20 protein-coding genes are annotated in these 25,787 nt (G+C 69.4%); 11 read left to right on the top strand and 9 right to left on the bottom strand.

Features of this window, described 5'->3' with window-relative positions; all coding sequences use genetic code 11:
• The first annotated feature begins 21 nt into the window (after window positions 1-21).
• Together ACWGE0_RS22005 and ACWGE0_RS22000 are read left to right on the top strand one after the other, a co-directional pair.
• Entirely contained in the window at window positions 22-1,428 is a 1,407-nt protein-coding gene (locus ACWGE0_RS22005; RefSeq protein ID WP_452262759.1) for an alpha/beta fold hydrolase, read from the top strand.
• 28 nt (window positions 1,429-1,456) lie between these two features.
• Complete coding sequence (locus ACWGE0_RS22000) at window positions 1,457-2,146, top strand: hypothetical protein (RefSeq protein WP_452262758.1); 690 nt, start codon at window positions 1,457-1,459, stop codon at window positions 2,144-2,146.
• 237 nt (window positions 2,147-2,383) lie between these two features.
• On the opposite strand, the gene ACWGE0_RS21995 is transcribed toward ACWGE0_RS22000, so the two are convergent.
• Entirely contained in the window at window positions 2,384-3,523 is a 1,140-nt protein-coding gene (locus tag ACWGE0_RS21995; RefSeq protein ID WP_452262757.1) for a PucR family transcriptional regulator, read from the bottom strand.
• Window positions 3,524-3,609: 86 nt separating this feature from the next.
• On the opposite strand from ACWGE0_RS21995, the gene ACWGE0_RS21990 reads away from it, so the two are divergent.
• The 4 genes from ACWGE0_RS21990 to lgt all read left to right on the top strand — a co-directional run bounded on the left by ACWGE0_RS21990 (window position 3,610) and on the right by lgt (window position 8,756).
• Window positions 3,610-4,665 (top strand): ferredoxin reductase, encoded by a 1,056-nt coding sequence (locus tag ACWGE0_RS21990; RefSeq protein WP_452262756.1) that lies wholly within the window; start codon window positions 3,610-3,612, stop codon window positions 4,663-4,665.
• 76 nt (window positions 4,666-4,741) lie between these two features.
• Complete coding sequence (locus ACWGE0_RS21985) at window positions 4,742-5,860, top strand: fatty acid desaturase family protein (protein WP_452262755.1); 1,119 nt, start codon at window positions 4,742-4,744, stop codon at window positions 5,858-5,860.
• Between the two features lie 120 nt (window positions 5,861-5,980).
• Window positions 5,981-7,756 (top strand): CocE/NonD family hydrolase, encoded by a 1,776-nt coding sequence (locus tag ACWGE0_RS21980; protein ID WP_452262754.1) that lies wholly within the window; start codon window positions 5,981-5,983, stop codon window positions 7,754-7,756.
• A gap of 76 nt (window positions 7,757-7,832) precedes the next feature.
• Window positions 7,833-8,756 (top strand): prolipoprotein diacylglyceryl transferase, encoded by a 924-nt coding sequence (lgt, locus tag ACWGE0_RS21975; protein WP_452262753.1) that lies wholly within the window; start codon window positions 7,833-7,835, stop codon window positions 8,754-8,756.
• Here lgt and ACWGE0_RS21970 read toward each other — a convergent pair.
• Window positions 8,683-12,276, bottom strand: a complete 3,594-nt coding sequence (locus tag ACWGE0_RS21970) for a discoidin domain-containing protein (protein ID WP_452262752.1) — start codon at window positions 12,274-12,276, stop codon at window positions 8,683-8,685. The two genes, lgt and ACWGE0_RS21970, sit on opposite strands and share 74 nt — an antisense overlap.
• 221 nt (window positions 12,277-12,497) lie before the next feature.
• On the opposite strand from ACWGE0_RS21970, the gene ACWGE0_RS21965 reads away from it, so the two are divergent.
• Together ACWGE0_RS21965 and ACWGE0_RS21960 are read left to right on the top strand one after the other, a co-directional pair.
• The gene (locus ACWGE0_RS21965) at window positions 12,498-13,214 is read left to right on the top strand and encodes a class I SAM-dependent methyltransferase (RefSeq protein WP_452262751.1); all 717 of its coding nucleotides are present in this window, start codon (window positions 12,498-12,500) and stop codon (window positions 13,212-13,214) included.
• A 17-nt stretch (window positions 13,215-13,231) separates the two neighbouring features.
• Window positions 13,232-13,906 carry a hypothetical protein gene (locus ACWGE0_RS21960; protein WP_452262750.1) on the top strand — a complete coding sequence of 225 codons (675 nt, stop codon included), beginning with the start codon at window positions 13,232-13,234 and terminating at the stop codon, window positions 13,904-13,906.
• A 1-nt stretch (window position 13,907) separates the two neighbouring features.
• Here the strand turns inward: ACWGE0_RS21960 and ACWGE0_RS21955 are convergent, their stop codons facing one another.
• Both ACWGE0_RS21955 and ACWGE0_RS21950 read right to left on the bottom strand, forming a co-directional pair.
• On the bottom strand, window positions 13,908-14,567 hold the full coding sequence (locus ACWGE0_RS21955; protein ID WP_452262749.1) for a response regulator: 660 nt from the start codon (window positions 14,565-14,567) through the stop codon (window positions 13,908-13,910).
• A complete protein-coding gene (locus ACWGE0_RS21950; protein ID WP_452262748.1) occupies window positions 14,564-15,379 on the bottom strand; it encodes a sensor histidine kinase in 816 nt (271 codons plus the stop codon). The genes ACWGE0_RS21955 and ACWGE0_RS21950 overlap by 4 nt, the downstream gene beginning before the upstream one ends.
• A 101-nt stretch (window positions 15,380-15,480) precedes the next feature.
• Between ACWGE0_RS21950 and ACWGE0_RS21945 the strand changes: the two genes are divergently transcribed.
• The 3 genes from ACWGE0_RS21945 to ACWGE0_RS21935 are packed head-to-tail and all read left to right on the top strand — an operon-like array spanning window position 15,481 to window position 20,657.
• Window positions 15,481-16,176: an ABC transporter ATP-binding protein gene (locus ACWGE0_RS21945; RefSeq protein ID WP_452262747.1), complete on the top strand. Its 696-nt coding sequence runs from the start codon at window positions 15,481-15,483 to the stop codon at window positions 16,174-16,176.
• Window positions 16,173-18,482, top strand: coding sequence for an FtsX-like permease family protein (locus tag ACWGE0_RS21940; RefSeq protein ID WP_452262746.1), 2,310 nt, complete (start codon window positions 16,173-16,175; stop codon window positions 18,480-18,482). Before ACWGE0_RS21945 ends, ACWGE0_RS21940 begins: the two co-directional genes overlap by 4 nt.
• Before the next feature lie 57 nt (window positions 18,483-18,539).
• Window positions 18,540-20,657, top strand: a complete 2,118-nt coding sequence (locus ACWGE0_RS21935) for a penicillin acylase family protein (RefSeq protein WP_452262745.1) — start codon at window positions 18,540-18,542, stop codon at window positions 20,655-20,657.
• On the opposite strand, the gene ACWGE0_RS21930 is transcribed toward ACWGE0_RS21935, so the two are convergent.
• Genes ACWGE0_RS21930 through ACWGE0_RS21910 form a run of 5 tightly spaced genes read right to left on the bottom strand, consistent with a single transcriptional unit; the run spans window position 20,647 to window position 25,769 of the window.
• On the bottom strand, window positions 20,647-21,573 hold the full coding sequence (locus ACWGE0_RS21930; RefSeq protein ID WP_452262744.1) for a quinone oxidoreductase family protein: 927 nt from the start codon (window positions 21,571-21,573) through the stop codon (window positions 20,647-20,649). The two genes, ACWGE0_RS21935 and ACWGE0_RS21930, sit on opposite strands and share 11 nt — an antisense overlap.
• The gene (locus tag ACWGE0_RS21925) at window positions 21,558-22,424 is read right to left on the bottom strand and encodes a dioxygenase family protein (RefSeq protein WP_452262743.1); all 867 of its coding nucleotides are present in this window, start codon (window positions 22,422-22,424) and stop codon (window positions 21,558-21,560) included. Before ACWGE0_RS21925 ends, ACWGE0_RS21930 begins: the two co-directional genes overlap by 16 nt.
• Window positions 22,425-22,426: 2 nt before the next feature.
• On the bottom strand, window positions 22,427-23,206 hold the full coding sequence (locus ACWGE0_RS21920) for a citryl-CoA lyase (RefSeq protein WP_452262742.1): 780 nt from the start codon (window positions 23,204-23,206) through the stop codon (window positions 22,427-22,429).
• Window positions 23,203-24,339 carry a CaiB/BaiF CoA transferase family protein gene (locus ACWGE0_RS21915; protein ID WP_452262741.1) on the bottom strand — a complete coding sequence of 379 codons (1,137 nt, stop codon included), beginning with the start codon at window positions 24,337-24,339 and terminating at the stop codon, window positions 23,203-23,205. Before ACWGE0_RS21915 ends, ACWGE0_RS21920 begins: the two co-directional genes overlap by 4 nt.
• Window positions 24,339-25,769: an amidohydrolase family protein gene (locus ACWGE0_RS21910; RefSeq protein ID WP_452262740.1), complete on the bottom strand. Its 1,431-nt coding sequence runs from the start codon at window positions 25,767-25,769 to the stop codon at window positions 24,339-24,341. The genes ACWGE0_RS21915 and ACWGE0_RS21910 overlap by 1 nt, the downstream gene beginning before the upstream one ends.
• Between the last annotated feature and the right edge of the window lie 18 nt (window positions 25,770-25,787).

Below are 25,787 nucleotides of genomic sequence, written 5' to 3'. Positions count from 1 at the left end.
CTGTCGTAGCACCCTGGCCTGATGCGGTCGTACTCCGCCGCGCACCACCCTGGACGGGTGTTCAAGAAGAAGATGAACGTGATGGCCGCGGTGGTGGCGGGTGTGCTGCCCCTGACCTTCGCGCCGGACGCGGTGGCGGAACCGGACATCGGGTGGGGCGCGTGCGAGAAGCCGGTCGCGGAGGGCGTCGAGTGCGGCACGCTGACCGTGCCGGTCGACTGGTCGCGTCCCGGTAAGGGCACCGTCGGACTGCGCGCCTACCGGTGGAAAGCCCAGCACAGCAAGGGAACCGTCCTGAACTTCCCGTCCGGCCCCGGCCAGCCCGGCGATCTGGCCCTCGGGTCGCTGCGCAGCGCGTTGCCCGGCTACGACCTGGTGGCGCTGGATCCGCGCGGCACCAGCGAGAGCCACCCGATGACCTGCGACGTCGACAAGACGCTCAAGATCCCGTACATCCCGCCGACCTCCGGCACGGCGTTCACAGCGCTTCAGGAGAACCAGAAAGCGTTCTGGGCGTCGTGCACCACCGGCGTCCCAGGCCTCGATCGGCACCTCGACGCCTACAGCACCGCTCGGGACGCGGACGCGTTGCGACGGGCGGTGAAAGCCGATCGGGTCAACGTGTACGGCTTCTCCTACGGCAGTTTGCTAGCCGAGCGGTACCTGGAGTTGTTCGGCGGCCACGTGAACGGGTCGATCGTCGAAGGCGTGATGAACCCTGGCCAGAACCGCCGGGAGTTCATCACCACGGCCGCCGCCGGCGTCGAGGCGATCTTCGCCCGGTTCACCGAGTGGTGTGCCGAGACGCCGGATTGCGCGCTGCACGGCCAAAATCCGGCCGACGTGTTCCGCAAGGCGCAGCAGAACGCTGGGATGCTCCCCGGCACCTTCTACGGCTTCCCGTGGTCGGACGTGATGGTCACCCGGTACTTCGAGGTCTTCGGGCCGAGGGACTTCGGTGCGATGGCCCGGGGTCTGCACGAGCTCGCCGAGGGACGCAACCCGCTGCCGGACGATCCCGGCGGCGAGGTGCCGAAGCGCATCGAGTACGCGGACCCCATCGCGTGTTCTGACTGGCCGTTCGCCCTGCCGAGCGTGCAGGACGCCCGTGGAGACCTCAGGTCGGCCAGGCGGGCCGCGCCGGTCGTCGGCTACTCGACGAACTCCAGCAACTACACGTCGATCTGCGTCGGCGGCCCGAAGACCGGGCAGCCGAAGCCGGTGAGGTCCCGCAGCGCCAACCCGACACTCGTGCTGAGCAACTCGCTCGACCCCGCGACCCCGAAGGTCTGGGCCGAGCAGGTCGAGAAGCAGTTGGGGGACAAGGCGATCCGCGTCCGCACCGAACGCGTCGGCCACGGCGGCGGCATGGAGGACCCCGCGACGCTGAGGAAGGTGCAGGACTACATGACCCGTTTCGGTAAATAGGTTCCCAAGGACCCTTACGCTTCTGGGCGTGAAGCGACTCATCGTGGTAGCCCTCTGCCTGCTCGCGACCGCCTGCGCCCAGGCACCGACGACCACGCCCGCCCAGACCTCGACGCCGAGCTCGACCCAGAGTTCGACGCCGTCGGTCGACGAGTCGCCGGCCGTCCGCGCGGCCTTCGAGACCTACACGAAGGCCGCGCTGGCCAAGGACGGCGCCACCGGTGTGTCGGTGCTGGCCACGCCCATCTTCACCGTCTACGACGACTTCCGGAAGCTCGCGCTCACCGCCACCGAACAGGACCTCTCCACCGCGCCCCTGGGCAAGCGGGCCGCCGTGTACACCCTGCGCGGCTCCGTGGACCCCGCGATCCTGCGCACCGCGTCGCCGAAAGACCTGGTGAAGGTCTCGATCGACAAGGGCCTGGTGGGGGAGAAGGGCATCAACAACCTCGAGATCGGCAAGATCACGACCAGCGGCGACACAGCGTCCGCCGAGGTGCTGGCCCGCGGCCAGGTGGCGCCGTACAAGTTCCGCTTCGTCCGCGAGGACGGCACGTGGAAGCTCGACCTGCAGCCGCTGCTCGACCTCGCCGACTCCGCCTACGCGGCGGTCGCGAAGCAGCAGAACCTGACCCCCGACCAGTTCCTGGACGGGGTGCTGAACCAGATGTACGGCCCCGCGAAGGCCGCCGAGGTCCGCAAGCCGCTCGGCGCGTGACCCGGCGCGTGACCGGCGCCAGGCTCAGCGCTCGGGCAGCCCGCGCGGCTGAGCGCTGACGATCGGTTCGGGACGCGTTGGGGCGAGTTGAGGTGCGGGGACAGGTCGCCAGGTCGCCCCGTGCGGAGTCGCCCCTCAGCGCTCGCGCGGCTCGAGTGCGAGCGTCGGTTCGGGAAAGCATTGTGCCGAGTTGAGGTCCGGAACAGGTCGCCAGGCCGCCCCGTGCGGAGCCGCGGCTCAGCGCTCGCGCAGCCCCAGCGCGAGCGTCAGCTCGAGCACGCGTTGCGGCGAGTTGAGGTCCGGGAACAGGTCGCGCAGCTGCCCCATCCGGTACCGCACGGTCTGCGGGTGCACGAACAACGCCGTGGCGACCTCCTCCCGGCGTCCGTGGTGCAGCAACCACGCGCGGAGCGTCTCCTCCAGCCGTCGAGCCGAGGTGGTGGGCAGTGCGCGCAACGGTGCGAGTGCGCGCGCACGGAGGTCGGCGTAGGCGTCGGCGTCGGCGGTTAGCACCAGCTCCACCAGGTGTTCCTCGGTGTCGCGGATGTCTGGGGACACCGAACGCGCGCGTACGGCTCGTGCGTATGAGGCGGCTGCACGCATCCATGGGCGTGCTGGGCCGACAACGGCCGTGCGGGTGGTCAGCAGCCTCAAGAGATGTCCGCGGTCGGCGTCGGGCACCAGCAGCATGCCGGTCGCGTCCGGCAGGTCGTCCAGCACGAGGGTGGAGGAGTCGAGCATCCGGTAGGCCGGGCGGGTCTGGGCGGCGGGCAGCAGGACGGCGGTCAGCGAGTCCGGGGGAGTCCAGCCGGCGCGTTGGGCGGAGGCGAGCAGCACCTCGGCGCCGGCGCCGGCGAGCAGGTCGCGGGCCAGTTGTTCCAGGTGACGCTCGTGTGCCAGGCCGCGGGCGGCCAGTTCGTCGGCGTGACCGGCGGCGCTGGCCGCGGACAGTTCGTCGATGTAGGCGAAGGTCAGTTCGGCGAACTTCGCGACCTCCTCGGCGGGCAGGCCTGCCGAGACGGCGCCCTGTGCCAGGCCGCGCCAGGCCACGCGGGCGCCGACGCGGTAGGCGCTGAGCAGCGCGTCCATCGACCGGCCGTCCCGGACCTCGCCGCGGCCCAGCTCGTAGGCGGCGTCGCCCGCGTCGCCGCCGGTGGCTGTTCCTCCAGCCAGATCCAGGTAGTGTCCTAGCGCCGTGCGAACCGCACGGCGGATAGTGCCACCCATACGGCCGGAAAGTGCGCCCGCGTAGCTCGGCACCTCGTCGATGATGGCTTCGACGACTTCGTCCGCGGTTGTCTTCAGGGCCGCCCGCAACGCGGTGACAGCGGTCTCATCCAGGCCCAGTTCGGTGGCCCGCCGTATTGCGTGACTCACGATTTGTTCCCTACGAACAATTCAGTCGGCCAGATTCACGTCCTACGGACAGGACTTTACGCCCTGAGGCGCATCAAGCTGGAGTCATGACGAGTACCGCCCTCCGCAGCAGGGCGTGGAAACTGCTTGAGCTGGTCACGACGCCACTGCTGCCGTCCGACTACCTCGACCTGGTCAGCCCGCTGCGTGCGGGCGCCGACCTGCGCGGTCGCATCGAGGCCGTGCACCCCGAGACAGAGGACGCCGCCACCATCGTGATCCGGCCCGGCCGGGGCTGGCGCGGCCACGTCGCCGGCCAGTACGTCCGGATCGGCGTGGACGTCGACGGCGTGCGCCTGTGGCGCGCGTACTCGGTGACATCGCCGACGAGCCGGACGGACGGCCGCATCACGATCACCGTGAAGGCCATCCCGGACGGCAAGGTCAGCAACCACCTGGTCCGCCGGGTGAAGCCGGGCACGATGGTCCACCTCGACCAGGCCTGCGGTGAGTTCGTGCTGCCGCCTGCCAAGCCCGCCAAGGTGCTCTACCTGACCGCCGGCAGTGGCATCACACCCGCGATGGGCATGCTCCGCGACACCGAGTTCGCCGACGTCGTGATGGTGCACTCCGCGCCGCGCAAGCAAGACGTGATCTTCCGCAACGACCTGCACGACCTGGTCGCGGACGAGAAACTGCGCCTGGTCGAACTGCACACCGACACCGACGGCATGCTCGACCTCGCCCGTCTCGACGAGCTCGTGCCCGACTGGGCCGACCGCGAGACCTGGGCCTGTGGCCCGGCCGGCCTGCTCGACGCAGCCGAGGCGCACTGGGCCCAGCACGCCAAGGCCGGGAGCCTGCACACCGAACGGTTCCGCCCGACCGTCGTCGTCGCCGGCGAGGGTGGCGAGGTCACGTTCAGCACGACCGGCAAAACCGTCGCCGCCGACGGTGCCACGCCGCTGCTGAACGTCGGCGAAGAGGCCGGCGTCCTGATGAAGTCGGGCTGCCGCATGGGCATCTGCTTCGGCTGCGTCACGCCGCTCAAGTCGGGTGCCGTCCGCGACCTGCGCACCGGTGAGATCACCGAGGGCGACAAGGGCGTGCTGATCCAGACCTGTGTGTCCGCCGCGGCGGGCCCCTGCGACCTCGAACGCTGACCGCGTCACCACAAAGACTTTCTCTCCCCCCGTGAAGTGGCCCGACCCCCAGCCACTGCTTTGGAAAGCGAGCTTCATGACCGCCATCGACCCCACCGCCCACCTGACCGCCGACCAGATCGAGGAGCTCGGCCGCGAGCTCGACGCGATCCGCGACGAGGTGATCGCCAGCCGTGGTGAGAAGGACGCCGCCTACATCCGCAAGGTGATCTCGGCGCAGCGCAAGCTCGAGCTGGCCAGCCGCGGCATCCTGCTGTTCTCGCTCTTCCCGCCCGCGTGGATCATCGGCACCGCCGGTCTGTCCGTGGCGAAGATCATGGACAACATGGAGATCGGTCACAACATCCTGCACGGCCAGTGGGACTGGATGCGTGACCCGAAGATCCACTCCACCACCTGGGAGTGGGACCACGTCTCGCCCGCCGAACAGTGGAAGCACTCGCACAACGAGCTGCACCACACGTACACCAACGTGATCGGTAAGGACAACGACCTCGGCTACGGCATCATGCGCGTCGACGAGGACCAGAAGTGGCACCCGATCTACCTCGCGCAGCCGTTCTGGAACTTCATCAACGCCTGCTTCTTCGAGTACGGCATCGCCGCGTACGACCTGGAGCTCGGCAAGAACCTGCACAAGCGCCGCCGCAACAACCCCGAGTTCCGCGCTCGGGCGCGTGCGGTCGGCCGCAAGATCCGCAAGCAGGTGCTCAAGGACTACGTGATCCACCCGCTGCTGTCGGGCCCGTCGTTCCTCACCACGCTCGCCGCGACGTTCACCGCGAACCTGGTCCGCAACCTCTGGTCGCACTCGGTGATCATGTGCGGTCACTTCCCCGAGGGCGTGCAGACCTTCGAGCGCCGGTCGATCAAGGGCGAGACGCGCGGCCAGTGGTACCTGCGCCAGATGATGGGCTCCGCGAACATCAGCGGCAGCAAGGCCATGCACTTCATGTCCGGCAACCTGTCGCACCAGATCGAGCACCACCTGTTCCCGGACCTGCCGAGCAACCGGTACGCCGAGGTCGCGGTGAAGGTGCGCGCGCTGTTCGACAAGTACGAGCTGGAGTACGTCACCGGCCCGCTGCCCAAGCAGGTCTTCTCCGCGTGGCGCAAGGTGTTCCGCCTGTCGCTGCCGAACAAGAAGCCCAAGGTCAAGACCCCGGGCCGTGACAAGGAACTCGTCGCCGCCTGAGACCGGTACTGATTCAGATCTTTCGGCCGTACCGGCGACATCGCCGGATTCGGTGAGATTCCTTCGTGGGGCCCGAGTTCCATCCCTGCTGCTTCATCGGGCCCTCCGACGGAGGAACTCATGCGAAGGGTCTATCTCGTCGCGGCCACCCTGCTCACGGCCGCGACGATCTACACGCCTGTCTCGAACGCGGCCCCTGCCGCCGCGGCGATCACCGAGACGGTCTTTGTCGAGTCCACAACGGACAGTGACGCGGACGGCAAGCTCGACCGGATCGCCGCCGACGTCATGCGGCCGGACACGGCCGGAAAAGTACCGATCGTGATGGAGGCCAGCCCCTACTACGGGCTGGGCGCCGAGATGGCGGCGACGAACGTGCCGCGCGGCTTCAAGCGGTGGTACGACGAGTACTTCGTGCCGCGCGGGTACGCCGTCGTCGAGATGGAGATGCAAGGCACCTCCCGCTCGACCGGCTGCCCGACCACCGGTGGTCCCGAGGACACCGCGAGCGTCCGTGCGGTCGTGGACTGGCTCAACGGCCGTGCGAAGGCGTTCTACGCCGACGGGCGAGAGGCGGTCGCGAGCTGGAGCACCGGCAACGTCGGCATGCTCGGCGTGTCCTACAACGGCACGCTGCCCAACGCGGCGGCCGCGGCGAACATCCCCGGCGTGAAGACGATCGTGCCGATCGCCGCGATCTCCAGCTGGTACGAGTACGCCCGTGACCAGGGCATCGGCTACAAGGGCTGGGAGTCCAACTACCCGACGTTCCTCGCCAACTACGTCGTCAGCGCGGCGCAGAAGGCGAAGTGCAAGCCGGTGTTCGACAAGCTCTCCGCCGACGACGGCGACGAGTCCTACGACTACACGTCGTTCTGGAAGGCCCGCGACTACCGGCCGGGCGCGCAGAACGTGTCCGCCTCGGTGTTCGTCGTGCACGGCCAGGCCGACTGGAACGTCAAGCCGTCGCAGTTCGGCCGCTGGTGGAAGGAACTCGCGGACCGGAACGTGCCGCGCAAGATCTGGCTGCACCGCGGCGGGCACCTCGACCCGATCTCGTTCCGCCAGGCCGAGTGGCAGCGCGTCATGGGTCTCTGGATGGACCACTGGCTCAAGGGCGCCGACAACGGGATCATGAGCGAGCCGATGGCCGACGTGCAGAAGCCCGACGGCAGCTGGGAGACGGCCACGGCTTGGCCGCGACCGGACACCAAGGCCACCACGCTGTACTTCGGCCCGGCGGCCGGTGGCATGTCCGGCACGCTCACCACCACGCCGGTCTCCAGCGGCACGCAACGCCTGGGGGACAACGCGAACCTCAGTGAGTCGATCATGATGGCCAACCCGGAGACTGCCGACCCGCGCAGGCTCGCGTACGTGACGCCGCCGCTCACCCAGGCCACCCGGTTGTCCGGCGAGGTCAGCGTGACGGCCAGGATCGCCTCGAACCGCGCGTCGACCCCGTTGACGGCGTTGCTCGTCGACTACGGCCCGAGCACTCAGGCCGTGCTCACCGAACGCAGCCCGCTGCAGCTGTCCACGGAGGTGTGCGGCAAGAACGATCTGCGTGACCGCACCGGATGCGCCCGCCCGCCGGACGTCTCCCTCCAGGCGGTCACCGCGACGATGCTGACCAAGGGTGCCATCGACGCCAAGAACCGGCTGTCGCTGGAGTCCTCGACCCCGTTGCCCACCGACGGGACCGCCGACGTGACCTGGAAGCTGCACGCCAGGGACGCGTTGATCCCGGCGGGGCACCGCATCGGCATCATGCTCGTCACCAACCACAACGGCTACATCGCCAAGGACACCGGGGCGAGCGGCATCGCGCTGAACGTCTCTCTCGGCGTGAGCAAGGTGGTGCTGCCGATCGTCGGGGGAGTGGTGCTCACCTGACGAACCGAGGCCTGCGCACTGAAACTTCGACTAAAACTTCACAGTGCGCAGGCCTCGGCCTGTCTAGCCTGGCGCGATGGTCATGGGGGAAGCGGTCCTGGCTGTCCTGCCGAGTCCGACGCAGGGCGTCTGGCACCTCGGTCCGGTGCCGATCCGGGCGTACGCGTTCTGCATCATCGCCGGCGTGCTCGTCGCGGCCTGGCTCACCGAACGCCGCTACGTGCAGCGCGGCGGCAGGCCCGGCGTGATCAACCAGATCGCGACCTGGGCGGTGCCGTTCGGCGTCGTCGGCGCTCGCCTGTACCACGTGGCCACGTCCTGGCAGCCGTACTTCGGCCCTGGCGGCGACCCGATCCGCGCCCTGTACATCTGGGAAGGCGGCATGGGCGTGTGGGGCGCGATCGCGCTCGGTGCGCTCGGCGGCTGGATCGGCGCGCGGCGGGCCGGGGTGAAGCTCCCGCCGCTGGCCGATGCCGCCGCACCGGGAATCGCGCTGGCGCAGGGCATTGGCCGCCTCGGCAACTGGTTCAACAACGAGGTGTACGGCGGACCGACCGACCTGCCGTGGGCGCTGCGGATCTACGAATGGGACCAGGACGCCGGCCGGGCCGTCATCGGACCGGACGGTCAGCCCGTCGTGCTGGGGACGTTCCACCCCGCGTTCCTCTACGAACTGCTGTGGACCTTCGGCGTGGCGGCGGTGGTGATCTGGGCGGACCGCCGCTTCCGGCTCGGGCACGGCCGCGCGTTCGGGCTGTACGTGGCGCTCTACACCTTGGGCAGGCTGTGGATCGAGGCACTGCGGATCGATGCGGCGAACACGATCCTCGGGCTGCGCCTGAACATCTGGACCTCGTTGATCGTGGGGCTGGTGGCCGTCGCGCTCACCGTGTGGTCAGCGCGACGGCATCCTGGCCGCGAGGACCTCAGGTCAGCTTCGGCGCCGAGTTGTACGCCTCCGCCAGCAGACGCGGCGTCCGGACCGAGCGCTGCGGGTTGATCGTGACCGTCCGGCTCTCGCCCGGCAGCAACCAGAAGTAGTTGTCGCTGTAGAGGGTCGGCAGCACGCGGTCGGTTCCGTTGCGTTCGCGCAGGGACAGCCGGACCATCGCGGCCACCGTCTTGCCGGTGTTGCGGATGGTCGCGGTGTAACCGTTCTTGTTGGCGCTCAACGTGGTCGCCAGCTGGGTGTAAGCCAACTGGTTGAGCGCGCGCATCGACGTGTCCGTCCGGTAACGCCAGTAGGCGTTCTCGGAGATCACCGCGCCCTTGTCGTCGGTCAGCGTGAGGCGCATCAGGTGGAACGCTGGCAACGCGACGTCGAACGGTACAGTGAACACGTTGCTTGCGGTCGTCGCCGCGATGTCGAGCTTCTGCTGCTGCGCCTGCCCAATCGGCTTGCCGTCCAGGCTGTGCAGCTGCGCTTTGACCGTGACTCCGGTCAGCGCGGAGGCGGTGTGGTTGACGGCGGTGACCTGCCAGGTGTTCGGGTTGGCCTGCACGTGCCGTTGCTCGCAGCCCTTGCGGGAGCCGTAGTAGCTGCCGTTCACTTCCATGTCGTAGTCGTAGGTCTGCCATACCGTGCTGTGCCAGGCGGGGTGCGACATCCACAGCAGCACGCCGGTGGCGTCGTTCCACAGTCTGGCGTTCCACGCCTCGAAGATCGCGCGCATGTTCTCGTAGTTCACGAACTGCGCCTTGCGGCAGAACTCCTCCAGGCTGCTCGACGGCGAGAGGCGTGCGTCGATGGCGGCTTTATAGCCGTTCGGCTGCTGGTTGCTGTTCTCCGACCAGTCGTGCATGTACCAGGCGTCACCGATCGGCCAGCCCGCGTTGCCCTGACCCACGAGGTTGCGCATCGACTCCACCACGGAGACGGTCGGCAGGCCGATCTCGCTCCAGAACCCGAACTTCCCGCCCGTGGCCTCGCCGGTGGCGTAGGTGCGCGGGTCCACCCAGCGGTAGGTGCCGTCGCCGGTGATCACGCCGCTCGCCGAGTTGGGCTGGTACATCAGGTCGGTGTTGGTGTGCACGATCTCGCGCAGCACCTTGTCCACAGAGGACGGCGGGCTGCCCTCGTTGCAACCGAACCAGGCCACACAGCACGCGTGCGACCGGTAGCGCAGCACGGTGTCCTTGGCCTGGGCGAAGAACTGGTCGTGGTTGGCGGGGTCGGCCGACCAGCCGAGCCAGAACTCGTTCCACAGCAGGATGCCGTACTTGTCGCAGGCCTCGAACAGCTCCTCGCGGTAGGACGAGCCGACCCAGTTGCGGATCATGGTGAAGTTCATGTCCTTGTGCAGCGCCACCGCGGCGTCGGCCCGCGAGGCCGGCATCCGGCGCAGCAGCTCGTCCCAGCCCCAGCTGCCGCCGCGCGCGAAGATCTTGACCCCGTTGACGAGGATGATCAACGGCTTGGGGGAGTTGTCCTTCACCGCGACGTCGGTCCAGGTCTGGCCGTCCTGGGACACCTGGAGCTTGTACGTGGCCGCGTACGCCGTCTCCCACCGCAGGACCACGCGGTCGAACGAGGTCGTCGCGCCGAGGTCGACCTGCACCCACTCGTCGTCCCGGTACTCCGAACTCCACCGCGACCTCGGGTCGCCGTCGACGACCGCGCCGGGTGAGGTGCCGTCGGAGTTCGAGGACGAGCTCGCGGTCTTGCCCAGCGCCAGGTCCGTCCCCGGGTTCTTGCTGTCCACAACGGACAGCGTGTAGAGCGAGAATCCCCAGCTGGTGGCGCGTTTGCCGCCCTGCATCCGGACGTGCCGGGCCTGCTGGGCGCCGACGTCGACGGTCTGCTCGGCGAACCCGTCGACGATCGTGATCGGCAGGTCGTACTGGTAGGTGATCTGCCGGATGCCGAACTTCAGCGACTTCTCGTCGCTGACCGCGTTGCCGTTGGTCACCGTCAGCTCGAGGTCGTGCAGCGTCGGGTCGCCGTACCCGTTGGGCCACCACAGCTTCGGGTTCTTGATCCGCATCTGCGGGTGCGTGGCCGGGGAGAACACCGCGGCCGTCTCGGAGTTCGCGGGCACGGTGACGTCGCTGGTGATCTTGATGCCGTCGAACTCCGCCGTGACGGTGACGCGCTTCTCGGACGACTCGACGTTGCGGACCGGCACGGTGAACGTGACCTCGGCGGTCGTCTTGTCCGGCAGCTTCGTGTCGATGCGCGGGTCGCCGAGCACCACGGCACCGGTCGAGCGCAGGCGGACGTGGTTCCAGATGCCGGAGGCGCGGTCGCGGACGGCGGGCATCCAGTCCCAGCCGGACACCGCGAGGTAGGTGGGGGAGTTCTTGAACATCGTGCTGTTCGCGCCGACCCACGCCTCGCCGCGCGACCCCTTGTCGCCGGGGCTGCCGGGGAACGGCATCGGTGCGATCCGCACGGCCAGGTTCTGCTCGCCGCTCTTGCGCAGCGCGCCGGTGATGTCGATCGCGGCCCGGCCGAACGGGTTGCGCATGTCACCGATCCTGGCGCCGTTGAGCCAGATCTCGGCCTCGTGGTTGATGCCGTCGAACTCCAGCCAGACGTGCCTGCCGGTGCCGGTGTCCAACCCGCTCGGCAGGCCGAACGTGCGCCGGTACCACCACGCGTGCCGGGACAGCGCCTCCGGGATCTTCAGGTTGTTCATGCCGTACACCGGATCCGGCAGATGTCCCTGCTCGACCAGCGACGCGAGCACCGTGCCGGGCACGCTCGCGGGCACCCAGCCGCGGGTGTCGACGCCCGGCCCGGACAGCGCGGCGCCGTCCTTGACGGCCGCGAAGTCCTGCATGGTCAGCACCCAGCCCGACTCGAGCGGCACCGACCCGTCGGCGGCCACGGTCAGCGCGGGGTTCTCGTGGTTCTGGACCGGCCAGTTGGTCCAGCCCTTCACCGCGGGCCGGTTGTCCCTGCTCGTGCCGTAGACCTGGAGTCCGTTGAGCCCCAACGGGTTGGTCGTCGATCTGCGCGACGCGGAGAACCGGACCCAGCGCGCCTTGACGACGGGCGTGAACGGGATGGTGACGACACCGCCAGTGCCGGCCTCCGTGGTGTGGACCGTGTGCCAGACCTTGCCGTCGTCGGACACGTCGAGATCGAAGACCACCGCGAAGCTGGAGAGGATCTCCGTGCCGATGGTGTCGGCACGGGACGCGTTGGCGTCGAACGCCGGGTCGCCGGGCTTGGCCTCGAACGTCAGCACCACCGAGCTGATCTCGCACCGGCCCTGCAGGTCGACGATCATCCACTGCGCGTCGCCCTGCCCAGCCCGCCAGCCGGACCCCTGCACGCCGACCTGCGCCAGACCGTCCACGGCGAACTCCGCGGGCGTCGCCGCGTAGTCCGTCGACGACACCGACACCGGCCGGAACAACGCGAGGTCCACGGCCTTCGCCTGCGCCGCGGCCTGCTCCGGTGCGGCCACCGCGCTGCTGGGCAACAGCGTGCTCAAGCCGAAGACGGCGAGCAGTCCGCCACCCGTCGTCAACGCCTGCCGCCGCGAGACGCCGCTGCCGAAGTCCTGCGCCATTGCGAGCTCCGATCATCTTCCTGACAACGTTGCCAGGAAGCTTCGGTCTCGCTCGTCAGATGGTCAACAAGACAGACAAGACAGGATTTCCCGGCGCCGACATCGATGTCATTCGGCTGAACCGGTGTAGTGGGCGCATCCAGGCACAACGGGCTTCTCGTGTCTCGTACCGGGAAACGCCGTGCGAAAGACCGGTACGAACTCGTGCCAAGATCGATCACATGACCGGGGTGAAGCAGAACGATTACGACGACGTTGCCGAGGCATACACGGCCGACAACGAGAAGAACCTGTTCAACGCCTACTACGAACGGCCGGCGACCCTCGCCCTCGCCGGAAACGTTGCCGGGCGGCGGATCCTGGACGCCGGCTGTGGCGCGGGCCCGTTGTTCGCCGCGCTGCGTGACCGAGGCGCGACCGTGAGCGGCGTCGACTCCAGCGCCGGAATGCTGAAGCAGGCGCGGCTGCGGCTCGGTGCCGACGCGGACCTGCGGGTGGCCGACCTCGCCGACCCGCTGCCGTTCCCCGACGACTCCTTCGACGACGTCATCGCGTCTCTGGTGCTGCACTACCTGGAGGACTGGGGGCCGACGCTCGCCGAGGCACGGCGCGTGCTGCGGCCCAGCGGCCGGCTGATCGTCTCGGTCAACCACCCCACCGCCGAGTACATCATCGAGCGCATGGCGGGGCGCAGGCCGGACTACTTCGAGACCTACGCCGCGCCGGCGGAATGGCAGGTGGGTGACCAGATGGTGCGGGTGACGTTCTGGAACCGGCCGTTGCACGCGATGACCGACGCGTTCCTCGCGGCCGGGTTCCGGATCTCGCGCATCAGCGAGCCACCGCCGGCGCCGGAAGCCCGTGACCTGTTCCCCGGCGACTTCGAGCTGCTGGCGACGGCGCCAAGCTTCCTGTTCTTCGTTCTGGAGAACGCCTGACTGGCTACGCTCCGCGCGTGAAGCGGGTTCTCCTGGTCGCCCTGTGTCTGTTCGTGGCTGCGTGTGGCAACAACAGGTCGTCCACATCGTCCACTCCGACGGCTGGATCGGCCGGATCCTCCGGCGAGTCGCAGGTCGTCCGCACCGCGTTCGACACCTACATCAAAGCCGCCGTCGCCCAGGACGGCGCCACCGCGGTCTCGGTGCTGACGGAGTCCACTTTCCGCGTGTACGACGATTTCAGGAAGCTCGCACTCACCGGTACCGAGCAGGAGATCGTCGCATTGACACCAGGCAAGCAGATCGTCGTGTACTCGATGCGTGGCTACCTGGAGCCTGAGGTGCTGCGTGGCGCGTCGCCGAAGGAGCTGGTGCAGGCAGCCATCGACGAGGGCATGGCCGCGGACACGAGCATGAGCAGCGACAGGCTCAGAAAGTTCACGATCACCGGTGACAACGCGCTGGGCGAAGTGGTCCTCCCCGAACGGGCGTCACCTGCCTACCTTCGGTTCGCCCGGGAGAGCGGCACGTGGAAGTTCGAACTCCTGTCGGCACTCGACATCGCCGACATCGCGCTGGGGCAGGTCGCGAGAAACCAGGGCGTGACGCAGGACGAGCTGATCGAGCAGACGCTGGTCTCCGAGTACGGGGCCGCGGGCGCCACCGAGGTGCGCAAGCCGATCGGCGCCTGACTCACGCGCCCGGCGTCACCAACCCTGTCTCGTAGGCGAGGACCACTGCCTGGGCGCGGTCCCGCAGTTCCAGCTTGGCGAAGATGCGGGCCACGTGCGTCTTGACCGTCGCCTCGCTGAGCGTCAGGTCGGCGGCGATCTCGGAGTTCGACCGGCCGTGCCCGACCAGCGTCAGCACCTCACGCTCGCGCGGGGTCAGCGCGGCGAGGTCCCGGTGCACTAGAGGCGCAGGTGGCGCATCGGCGGTGAAACGTTCCACGAGCCGGCGGGTGATCGACGGTGCGAGTAGGGCGTCGCCCGTTTCGATGAGGCGCACGGCGGCGACGAGGTGTTCCGGCGTGACGTCTTTGAGCAGGAAACCGCTGGCGCCCGCGGCGAGCGCCTCGTAGATGTAGCGGTCCAGGTCGAACGTCGTCAGCATGAGCACGCGGCAGTCGCCGGGCTCGCGCATGATGCGGCGGGTGGCTTCCAGGCCGTCCATCGTGGGCATGCGGATGTCCATCAGCACGACGTCGGGCTTCAGGTCGCGCACGGCCGCCACCGCTTCGACGCCGTCGGCCGCCTCGCCGACGACCTCGATGCCGCCCGAGGTCAGGATCATGCGGAAACCGATGCGCACGAACGCCTGGTCGTCGGCGATCACGACGCGGGGCGCGGTCACGGTCGCTCGATCGGGATCTTGGCCCGGACGCGGAACCCGCCGCCGAGCCGCCTGCGCGCGTCGAGGTCGCCGCCGAGCACGGCCACTCGTTCGCGCAGGCCGAGCAGGCCGCGGCCGTCCTCTGTGGACGCCGGGGTGCCGGACAGCGCGCTGGGGCCGGTGTTGAGCACCTCGACCCGCAGGTGGTGGTCCGCGTACCGCACGGTGACCTCCGCTTGGCGGCCGTCGCCGTGCTTCAAGGCGTTCGTCAGCGCTTCCTGGACGATCCGGTACGCCGCCAGGTCGACCCCGGACGGCAACGGCCGCGGCTCGCCGGAGATGCGCACCTCCACCGGCAGGCCGGCGAAGCACATCCGGTCGACCAGCGAGCTGAGCCGACTCAGGCCGGGTTGCGGGGAGAGCAGGTCGTCGCTGTCGGCGGCGGGTGCGAGCAGGCCGAGCATGTGCCGCAGCTCGGTCATCGTGTCGCGGCCGGCGTTCTCCACGGCCAGCAACGCGTCGGTCACCTCACCGGCGTGAGTGTCGAGCACCCGGCGTGCGGCCCCGGCCTGCACGACCATGACGCTCACGTTGTGGCTGACGATGTCGTGCAGCTCGCGCGCGATCCTGGCCCGTTCGGCATCGACGGCGTTGCGGGCGGCACTCTCTCGTTCCCGCTCAAGCAGCCAACCTCGTTCTTCCACCGCACGGGTGTACGCGCGTCGTGCCGCTGCCAGCCGCACCGCGAGAAACGCCGCGACCAGGCAGGCGGCGACGGCTACCCACAGCTCCCACACCCCGCCACTGTCCCAGAACGGGAACCGGCCGCGCATCAAACCCCGGATGCAGCCCCTACATCCCAGGGATGACGCGGCCCGGCAGGTTACGTCCCCGGACTGACGCCCAGGGGCGCGTCGCTGAGCAGGATTGCGGCATGCAGAACGGGGACGCAGTCGTCGAGATGACGAACGTGCGCAAGGAGTACAGCGACTCGGTCGCGCTGGACGGACTGTCGCTGACCGTCCGGGCGGGCGAGGCGGTCGCGGTAATGGGCCCGTCGGGCAGCGGCAAGTCGACGCTGCTGAACATGATCGCGGGCCTGGACCGGCCGTCGTCCGGCTCGGTGGTCGTGCACGGCACCGACCTGGGGGCGCTCAGCGAGACCGGACTGGCCCTGTTCCGCCGGCGCGGCATCGGCATGATCTTCCAGTTCTTCAACCTGCTGGACGACCTGTCGGCGCTGGACAACGTCGCACTGGCCGCACAGCTGGCCGGCACCACGGCGGGTCAGGCGCGCAAACGGGCGCTGGAGCTCTTCGGCGAGCTCGGCATCACCAACCGCAAGAACGTCTACCCGGCGCAGCTCAGCGGAGGCGAGCGGCAGCGGGTCGCGGTGGCGCGGGCGTTGATGAACCGCCCGGCGCTGCTGCTGGCCGACGAACCGACCGGTGCGCTGGACAGCAGGTCCGGCGAGCAGGTGATGGACCTGCTGCTCGACCTCAACCAGATCGGCCAGACGCTGCTGCTGGTCACGCACGACGAACGGCTCGCCACCCGGTGCGCGACGCGGTTGATCGAGGTCGTGGACGGCCGGATCGCGCGCGAGCACAGCCTGGAGCGGACGTCGTGAATCCCGTGTGGTCGGCGGCGTGGGCGGCGGTGCGGCGCCGGAAGCTGCAGACGATCGTCATTGCCGTCGTGGTGTGCGCCGCGAGCGCGACCCTCGTGATGGCGCTCGGCCTGCTGGAGGCGTCGGCCGCCCCGTTCGACCGCGCCTTCGCCACCCAGCAGGGCGCGCACCTGTCCGCCGCCTTCGACCCGGCGAAGGTCTCCGAGGCCGACCTCGAGCGCGCCGCCGAGGACACCGAGTCGGCCGGCCCGTTCCTCCAGACCACTGTGGACACCTCGGAGAGCGACGTCTTCCTGGGCGCCCTCACCGTGGTGGGGCGGCCGGATCCCGGCGGCCCGGTCGACCGCGTCTCGGTGTGGCAGGGCCGATGGGCCACCAACCCCGGCGAGATCGTCCTCAACCGCACGCCGGGCTCAACAGGCCGCACGGAGGTGGGATCCAGGATCTCGCTGCCGGGCCGTCCCGTGCTGACCGTCGTGGGGTTCGCCCACTCGGTGACCGGGTCCGCCGACGCGTGGGTCACCCCCGAACAGGCAAAAGCACTCCAGCCCACCGCGCTCCAGATGCTGTACCGCTTCACCAAGGCCGACACCGCGGCGGACGTCGACGCGGGCCAGGCCCAGGTCACCTCGGGGATCCCCGAGGACGCGCTGCTCGGCACGCTCTCGCACCTCACCGTCAAGGACAAGGCCACGTCCGAGCTCGGGGTGTTCATCCCGTTCCTGATGATCTTCGGGGTGCTCGGGCTCGTGGTGGCGGTGCTGATCGTCGCCAACGTGGTGAGCGGCGCGGTGGTCGCGGGGTTGCGGCACATCGGGATGCTCAAGGCGATCGGCTTCACGCCGAACCAGGTCATGGCGGTGTACCTGGTCATGGTCTCGATCCCGGCGTTCGTCGGCTGCGCGCTCGGCACGGTCGCGGGCAACTTCTTCGCGAAACCGGTCGTGCAGGACGCGGTCGACGGGTTCGGGGTGGAGAACCTGAGCTTCGCGCCGTGGGTGAACGTCGTCGCGGCACTGGGCATGCCGGTGCTGGTGGTGTCGGCCGCGCTCGTGCCGGCGCTGCGGGCGCGCAGGCTGCCGGCGGCGCGGGCGATCAGCGCGGGCACGTCCGCGCACACCGGGCGAGCGTTGCGGATCCAGCGGTGGCTGAGCGGAACGAGGTTGCCGCGGTCGGTCAGCCTCGGGCTCGGCATGCCGTTCGCCAGGGCAGGACGCAGTGCGTTGACGCTGGCCTCGGTCGTGCTCGGCGTCATGACCGTGACGCTCGCGGTCGGCGTGACCATGTCGATGACGGCCTACAACGACGCGGTCCGGCCCAGCCACACCGATCGCGTCGAGCTGCTGGCCGGGCCACCGCTGGGACTGCCCGCACCCGGCAGGGAGGCGCCGGTCGCCGAGCTGGGCGACGCCGAGGACGAGTCGATGCTGCGTGCCCTGCCCGGCACGGCGGCTGTGCTGGCCTCGTCCCAGCTCGAAACCGAGATCGCCGGTGGCACCCAGAAGGCCACGATCCTGTTCTACCGCGGGGACACCGGCGCGCTCGGCCCGCGCGTGCTGACCGGGCACTGGCCTGGTCCCGGTGAGGTCGTCGTCCCGTCGAGGTTCCTGAACCAGCGCGGTCTTGCGGTCGGCGACACCATCACCGTCGCAGCGAGAACCAACCGGACGCAGGTGCGGATCGTCGGTGTCGTGCTGACCAACAACGCCGACGAGATATTCGCCGACTGGTCCACTTCGGACGTACTCGCGCCCGGTGCGCGCGCCGACTCCTACCAGGTGCGGATGGCACCCGGCACGAACCGCGAGACCTTCACCGCCGCGGTGGCGGCGAAGGATCCCGGACTGCGCGTGCTGCCGCCGCGTGACGGCACGTCGTCCACGGCCGTGATCATCATCAGCGCCGCCCTCGTGCTCACGCTGGTGCTCGGTGCGGTGGCGGCGCTCGGTGTGTTCAACACCGTCGTGCTCAACGCCCGCGAGCGCCGCCGTGATCTCGGCATGCTCAAGTCCATCGGCATGACTCCGCGCCAGGTGACCGTGTTGCTGGTGACGTCGATGGGCGCGTTGGGCGTGATCGGCGGACTGGTCGGCGTACCTGTCGGCATCGCCGTGCACCAGCTGGTCGTGCCGGCCATGGCGCACGCGGGCCAGGCCGACGCAGTCGACATCCTGATGAACGTCTACCACGCTCCCGCGCTCGCCTTGCTGGCGTTCACCGGAGTCGTGATCGCGGTGCTGGGTGCGCTCGTTCCCGCCAGGGGAGCGGCTCACCTCTCGATCGCCACCGTCCTGCACAACGAATGAAACAGGGGGAACAGAATGCGTCGATTACTGGCGATATCGCTTGTGGCGGCTGGAGTTGTGGCCACATCACCGCCGGCCGTGGCGGACAGCGGTACGAAGATCAGGCGGACCTCGTACGGCATCCCGCACGTCCTGGCGTCGGACTACCGGGGTGTGGGGCTGGGGCTCGGGTACGCGTTCGCCGAGGACAACGCGTGCGTCATGGCGGACATCGTGGTGACGCTGTCGGCGGAACGCACGAAGTGGTTCGGGCAGGAGAACCTGGAGAGCGACCTCTACTACCAGCGGCTCAACGAGTCCAAAGTGGTCGAACGGCAGCTTCCCGGCCAGTCGAGGCAGGCACGGGACCTCGTGCGCGGATACGTCACCGGGTTCAACCGCTATCTGGCGAAGACGCCGGATGCCTGTGGTGGCGCGAAGTGGGTGCGGCCGATCACCGAACTCGACGTGTGGCGCCGGGTGCACCAGGTCGCCGGTCTCACCGGCAGCGAGGGGTTCCAGGACGCGATCGTGTCCGCCCAGCCACCGGGCGTCCCGGTCGCTGCCACCCAAGAGGTGCAACGTCCCGAACAACGGCCGGGCAGCAACGGCATCGCGCTCGGCAGGTCGGCGACCGCGGCGGGCACCGGGATGGTGCTGGGCAACCCGCACTTCCAGTGGGACGACAACTGGCGTTTCTACCAGCACCAGCTCACGATCCCCGGTGAGCTCAACGTGAGCGGGGCCGGCCTGTTCGGCGTGCCGGTGGTCAACATCGGCCACAACGACCGGCTGGGCTGGACCCACACGGCGTCCGAGGCGCAGACGATGACGCTCTCGAAACTGACCCTCGTGCCGGGCGACCCCACCAGCTACGTCGTCGACGGCCAGGTGCGCCGCATGATCGCCGAGCAGATCACCGTGGCCGGCACCACCAGGACGCTGTACCGCACGCCGGACGGCCCGCTGGTCGAGGACTCCAGGGCGCTGCAATGGACCGACACCACGGCGTACGTGCTGCGCGACGCCAACCACGGCAACCTGAAGGTCATCGACCAGTGGCTCGCCATCGCCCGCGCCCGCAGCGTCCCGGACCTGCACTCGGCACTCGTCCGGCACCAGGCACTGCCATGGGTGAACACGATCGCCGCGGACGCCACCGGCACGGCCTACTACGGCGATGTCCAGGTCGTTCCGAACATCAGTGACGAGCTGCGCGCGCGTTGCGGCACGGAACCGAACATCGGCATCGTGATCCTCGACGGCAGCCGCGGGTCGTGCCGCTGGGAAGGCAAGCTCAGCCCCAGCAGTCTGCCCAGCCTGGTCAGGAACGACCACGTCAGCAACATGAACGACAGCCCGTGGCTGGCGAACCCGGCCGCACCGCTGACGGGCTATCCGTCGATCGTCGGCGACGTCGGCACTCCACGCTCACCGCGCACCCGCATGGGCCTGGACATGATCGCCGACGGCAAGCCGTTCACACTGTCCACTCTGGAGCAAGCAGCGCTCGGCAACCGCAACCTCACCGCCGAACAGGGCCTCGCCGCCGTCGTGGCGATGTGCCAGGCCAACCCGACGCTGCCCGGCCGTGACGGCCGCGCCGTCGACGTCCGCGCGGCCTGCGCGGCGCTGTCGACCTGGCCAGGAACCGGTGACACCGGCGAGAGCAGCCGAGGCGCCTATTTCTGGCGCACGTTCATCCAGTTCGCCGGACGGCCCGACGTCACCATGTGGCGGGTGCCGTTCGACCCGGCCGACCCGGCGCACACCCCGCGCGACCTCAACGCCGCAGACCCTGGCGTCCAGAGAGCTTTCGCCGAGGCGGTGAAGGCATTCGAGGTGGCGGGCATCGCGGTCAACGTGCGGTTGGACGACGTCCAGCAGTACGAGGGCATCCCGATCCACGGCTGCCGCGGCCCGGAAGGGTGCTTCAACGTCATCTCCGTCCCAGGTGCACCGCAACCGACGGACCGGATTCCGCACGGATCCAGCTTTGTCATGGCCGTGGAGCTCACGAAGAACGGCCCGCGCATGAGCTCACTGCTGATCTACGGCCAGTCAGCCGACCGCTCGTCGCCGCACCACACCGACCAGGCACACCTCTACACGCAGAAGAAGTGGGTCACCGGCGTGTTCACCGAACGGGAGATCGCCCGCAACCCGGACCTCACCGTCCGAAGGCTCACGGGATGAGCACCACCCGGCCGTGCCTGGTGCGGTGCCAGGCATCGGTGACGTCGCACAGCGGCACCACCTCGTGATCGACGACGAGCTCACCGCGCGCCGCATGCCTGGCGACGGTCGAGATGGCCTCCGCGCGCTGCTGCGCGGTGAGCTCGTTGTTGGTGTAGCCGGAAAGCCGCAACGACCGGCTGCGCAACGTGGACGAGGTGATCGAGCACGTCTCGCCCGCCGAGCCGCCGAGGTTCACCCATCGCCCACCGGGGCGCAGCGCCTGGGCGGCCGCGGCGGCGGGCGCGCCGAACAGCGGGTCGAGCAGGAGGTCCGCACCGGACGCGGTCTCGAGGAACTGCATCGCCAGGTGGTCGGTGTCCAACGACACCACCGCGTCGGCGCCGGCGCGCACAGCCCGTTGCCGGCCGGCTTCCGACCGGGCGGCGGCCACCACGCGACCGGCTCCGGCGAGGCGGGCGAGCTGGATCGCGGCCTGCCCGACCGCGCCGACACCGAGCACGATCACGCACTCGCCCGGTACGAGCTCACCGCGCCACGTCAACGCCATGTGCGCGGCGACGGCGGACAGCCCGAGCGCGGCGATCGCGACCGGTTTCGCGCCGTCCGGCAGGAACACCAGATCTTCCTTGCGCGCCAACGCCTTCGTGGCCATGCTCCCGTCGCCCGCGGCCATTCCCGCGCTGGTGGGGAACCACACCGCTCGCCCGTCGACCGTCCCGATGCCCTGCACGCCGGGCACGTAGGGCGTCGCGGGCACACCGAAGTACGAGGTTCCCGTGGCGCACAACAGGTCGAGCGGCGTGATCGGGGCCGCGAGAACGTCGACGACGACCTGGTCGGGCTGGGGCACGGGCTCGTCCCGGTCAACGGGCGACGGCGGCTGACCGGGACGAGTGATCAGTGCGGCGTGCACGGCTGGAGCACGAAGTCGAACCGGGCCTCCACCCACGGCACGGCGCACGTGCTGCCGTCCGGCGCTGGACCGGGCTCTCTCGGCTCGAACGTCACCACCAGCTCCTGCTTGGTGCCGAACACGACGTCGCTGTCGAGGTACTCGGCACCCTCCTCGAACAGGTGCGTGATCAGCGGCTCGAAGCCGTCGGCGGTGACCAGGAAGTGCACGTGCGCCGGCCGGAAGTGGCTGATCTCGGTCTGTCCGATCAGGTCGCCGACCGGGCCGTCCATCGGGATCGAGTACCCCTTCGGCGTGATCGTGCGAACGCAGTAGGAGCCGTCCGCCTCCGCCCGGTACTTCGCCCGCAACCGCGCCTCGTCGACGTCGAGCTGCGCCTCGTACGCGCCGTCCGCGTCGGCCTGCCAGACGTCGAGCACCGCGCCCGCCACCGGCGTCCCGTCGAGCGAGCGCACGGTTCCGGTGAGGTACAGCGGAGTTCCCGGCACGTCGTCGGACATGTCGCCGCCGAAACCGAGTTCGGGGGAGCCGTCGATGTGGAACGGCCCGAGCACGGTGGCCGGTGTCGCCTCGGGGGAGAACCGGTGGTTCATCTGCACGACGAGCATGCTCAGCCCGAGCACGTCGGAGGCGAGGATGAACTCCTCGCGCTTCTCGTCGCTGATCTGCCCCGTCGCGGTGAGCCACCCGATGGCGGCCATCCACTCGGCCTCGGTGAGCCGCACCTCGCGGGCGAAGTCGTGCAGGTGCCGGACGAGCGCGGTCATCAGCTGAGCGGTCCGCGGGTCCTTCGCGGTGGCCCAGCGCCGCTCCGCGAGTTCCGTGATGTTGTCCTCGGTGACCAGCTGCATGCCTACTCCTCTGGAGGCGCGACGGACCGCGTGTTCGAGTCCACGGAAAGGAAGATGTCGTTGGCGACGGGATTGCGCAGTTCCTCGGCGAGCTGCCCGATCAGTCCGGCCGTGCGGGCCAGCAAGGCGAAGCCCCGCAACAACTCCAGCGGCAACCCGAGATCGGCCAGCGCCGCTCCGCACGTGCCGGCACCGTTGAGCGGCAACGTCCTGCCGAGCACCCGCGGGTGGACCCGGCCGATCGCGGCGAAGAGCTCCATGTGCGGCCCCAGCACGTTCTCCTCGGCGGCGATCTCGTACAGCCGGGCGGTGCGCGGGTCGCCGTTCTTGTGCACGTGGTGACCGAGCCCGGGGATGCGCGCTTTGCCCTGAGCCTCCAGGGTTTCCAGCGCCAGTGCGTCCCAACCTTCGCTGTCCGCCGGCAGTTCCGCGGCGCTGACCACGGCGTTCAGGAACCGGCCGGCGTCCTCGGTGACACCGAGGAACCGGGAACCGCCGCCGAGCAGTCCGGCGGCGAGCGCGCCCTGCACGGAGTCCGGGGCGGAGAGGAACGTGAGGCGGCTGACGATCGCGGTCGGGGTGAACCCGTGATCGGCGAGAGCGGCCAGCACGGCCTCGAACACCCGCGTCTCACCGGGGCTGGGCCTGCGCTGGGTCGCGAGCCAGAACGCCAGCTCGCCGAACCCGACGTTGCCCATCACGTCCTTGGCGAGGTCGTGGCCCAGCAACGTGATCGTCTCAGGCGTCGACGCCCCGAGCGCGGTCTCGTAAGCCTTGGTCACGGAGACTCCTCCTTCAGCCACGCGCGCAACTCCTCGCCGTGCTCGTCCAGCCCCGGCGGCGGCAGCTCGTACACCGCCGGCGTCTCCGAGAACCGGATGGGATGCCGGGTGGTCGGCACATCTCCCACCACCACAACGGGATCGAGCCCGAACCGCTCGGCCATCGCGAACCCGCCGTCGATCGTGTTGATCGGCCCGCACGGCACCCCTGCCGCCACCAGCAGGTCGAACCACTCGACCGCGCCGCGCGTCCTGAGTCGTTCCAGCAGGATCGGCCGCAACTCCTCGCGGTTGCGGGTGCGGTCGGCGTTGCGTGCGAACCTCGGATCGTCGGGGACGTCGGACAGCCCGAGCACATCGCACAGCTTGCGGAACTGGCCGTCGTTCGCCGCCGCGACGATGAGGTCGTTGTCGGCGGTCGGCAGCGGCTCGTAGGGGAAGACGCTGGGGTGCGCGTTGCCCATCCGGAACGGCACGACCCCACCGGCGACGAACGCCGAGCTGTGGTTCACCAGCCCGGTCAACGCCGACGACAGCAGGTTCACCTCGACGAGCTGACCCCGTCCGGTGGCGTCCCGGTGCCGCAGCGCCGCGAGGATCCCGATCACGGCGTGGTTGCCGGCCATGACGTCGAACACCGAGATGCCCGCGCGGTACGGCGGGCCGTCCGGATCGCCGGTGAGGCTCATCAGGCCCGAGATCGCCTGCACCATCAGGTCGTAGCCCGGCACGTGACTGCCTTGGCCGGAACCGAAACCGGTGATCGACGCGTAGATCACCTTGCCGTTCGCGGCGCTGACACCGGGGTAGTCGAGGCCGTACTTGGCCAGGCCGCCCGGTTTGAAGTTCTCGATCACGACGTCCGCGCGCCGGGCGAGCTCGCGCCCCAGCTCCGCGTCGGCCTCGTCGCGCAGGTCCAGCGCGATGGACCGCTTGCCGCGGTTGATCCCGAGGTAGTAGGTCGAGACGTCCTCCCGCACGGGCGGCATCCACGTGCGGGTCTCATCTCCCTGCGGGCCTTCGACCTTGACGACCGACGCGCCCATGTCGGCCAGCAGCATGGTCGCGTACGGGCCCGCGAGCACGCGGGAGAAGTCGGCGACGAGCAGGCCTTCGAGTGGTCCCCCCGGCATCAGACGGACGTCCTCGTGTCGCCGCGGTACTCGGTGTAGGTGTAGGGGTTGTCCAGCACCTTCGACTCGGGGACGTCCGGGTTCATGCCCTTCTCCCACGCCTCGTCGCCGAGCTGCGCACGCAGGTGCTCGACGGTCCGCTCGACCTGTCCGCGGATCGTGGTGAGGTCGACGTCGACGAGTCCGTGGTCGCGCTTGACGATCCGTCCGTCGACGATCACAGCCTCCACATCGGACCGTTGCGCCTGGAACGCGACATGTCCGTACGGGTTGAGAATCGGGAACATCGCGGGCGAGTTCTCGTTGCGCAGCAGGACGATGTCGGCCTTCTTGCCGACCTCGACGCTGCCGATGTCGTTGCGTCCCAACGCGCGTGCGCCGCCCATCGTCGCCCAGTCGACGACGTGCTCGGCCCGCAACGACGAGTGCGTGACGGTGTCGTTCTTGGCGTGCGCCGCCATGTGTTCGCGTGCTCTGTCGGCACCGAGCGTCGAGCGCATCGCGGAGAACAGGTCGCCGCTCCACCACACCGAGGTGTCCATCGACAGCGACACCGGGATGCCGTGCTCGCGGATCGCCCAGGTGGGCGGGTAACCCTGGCCCGCGCTCTGCTCGCTCTCGGTCGACACGGAGATCGACCCGCCGGTCGCCGCGATCCGGTGGTAGGAGTCGGCGGACAGCGTGGCGGCGTGCACGTAGATCGACTGCGGTGTCATGAACCCGTTGTCGTGCATCAGCCGGATGCCGTCGTCGTTGGTCGCACCCCACACGCCCGCATGCGTCGTCACCGGGACACCGAGCTCACGCGCCACCTCGAACGCGGGCTTCTCCGGGAACTCCGGGTCGCCGGTGACGTCGAACGCGAGCTGGAAGCCCAGCATGTCGTCACCGGTGATGCGGCGGCTCACGAAGTCGCGGAACTCGGGCTTCGCGGTCCAGGAGGCGGGGGAGTCCTGGATGTTGCCGTACGCCAGCACGAACCGGCCGGGCACCGCCTGCAACGCGTCGACCGCGGCGTCGGCGTGATCGGTCGTCTGCAGGCCGTGCGACCAGTCGACGGTCGTGGTGACACCCGCGTCGAGCGCTTCGGCGGCACCGAGCAGGTTGCCGGCGTGGATGTCCTCCGGCCGGAAGACCTTGCCCCACTCCAGGTAGTACCAGACGAAGTACTGCGTGAGCGTCCAGTCGGCGCCGTAGCCGCGCATCGCGGTCTGCCACAGGTGCCGGTGCGTGTCGACCATGCCCGGCATGACGATCCCGTTCGAGGCGTCGATCTCCTCGGTACCCGCGGGCACCGCCAGCCCCGGCCCGATCGCGGCGATCTGGTCGCCGACGACCAGCACGTCGTGGTCCGGCAGAACCCTTCGCTGACCGTCCATCGTCAGGACGGTGCCGTTTCGCAGGACAACAGGACGTCGTTCGGCGACCATCGGGGGCCTCCTCGACCG

Source organism: Lentzea sp. NPDC054927, assembly GCF_053610285.1.
Note: the sequence above shows the minus strand (reverse complement) of the source record. Positions and strands in the feature narration are given on the sequence as shown.

Bases quoted from the DNA above. Each gene is read 5' to 3' on its own strand.
- ACWGE0_RS21980 (WP_452262754.1), top strand. From the start codon at position 5,981: ATGCGAAGGGTCTATCTCGTCGCGGCCACCCTGCTCACGGCCGCGACG.
- ACWGE0_RS21985 (WP_452262755.1), top strand. From the start codon at position 4,742: ATGACCGCCATCGACCCCACCGCCCACCTGACCGCCGACCAGATCGAG.
- ACWGE0_RS21965 (WP_452262751.1), top strand. From the start codon at position 12,498: ATGACCGGGGTGAAGCAGAACGATTACGACGACGTTGCCGAGGCATAC.
- ACWGE0_RS22005 (WP_452262759.1), top strand. From the start codon at position 22: ATGCGGTCGTACTCCGCCGCGCACCACCCTGGACGGGTGTTCAAGAAG.
- ACWGE0_RS21945 (WP_452262747.1), top strand. From the start codon at position 15,481: ATGCAGAACGGGGACGCAGTCGTCGAGATGACGAACGTGCGCAAGGAG.
- ACWGE0_RS21910 (WP_452262740.1), bottom strand. From the start codon at position 25,769: ATGGTCGCCGAACGACGTCCTGTTGTCCTGCGAAACGGCACCGTCCTG.
- ACWGE0_RS21925 (WP_452262743.1), bottom strand. From the start codon at position 22,424: ATGCAGCTGGTCACCGAGGACAACATCACGGAACTCGCGGAGCGGCGC.
- ACWGE0_RS21915 (WP_452262741.1), bottom strand. From the start codon at position 24,339: ATGCCGGGGGGACCACTCGAAGGCCTGCTCGTCGCCGACTTCTCCCGC.
- lgt (WP_452262753.1), top strand. From the start codon at position 7,833: ATGGTCATGGGGGAAGCGGTCCTGGCTGTCCTGCCGAGTCCGACGCAG.
- ACWGE0_RS21990 (WP_452262756.1), top strand. From the start codon at position 3,610: ATGACGAGTACCGCCCTCCGCAGCAGGGCGTGGAAACTGCTTGAGCTG.
- ACWGE0_RS21950 (WP_452262748.1), bottom strand. From the start codon at position 15,379: ATGCGCGGCCGGTTCCCGTTCTGGGACAGTGGCGGGGTGTGGGAGCTG.
- ACWGE0_RS21970 (WP_452262752.1), bottom strand. From the start codon at position 12,276: ATGGCGCAGGACTTCGGCAGCGGCGTCTCGCGGCGGCAGGCGTTGACG.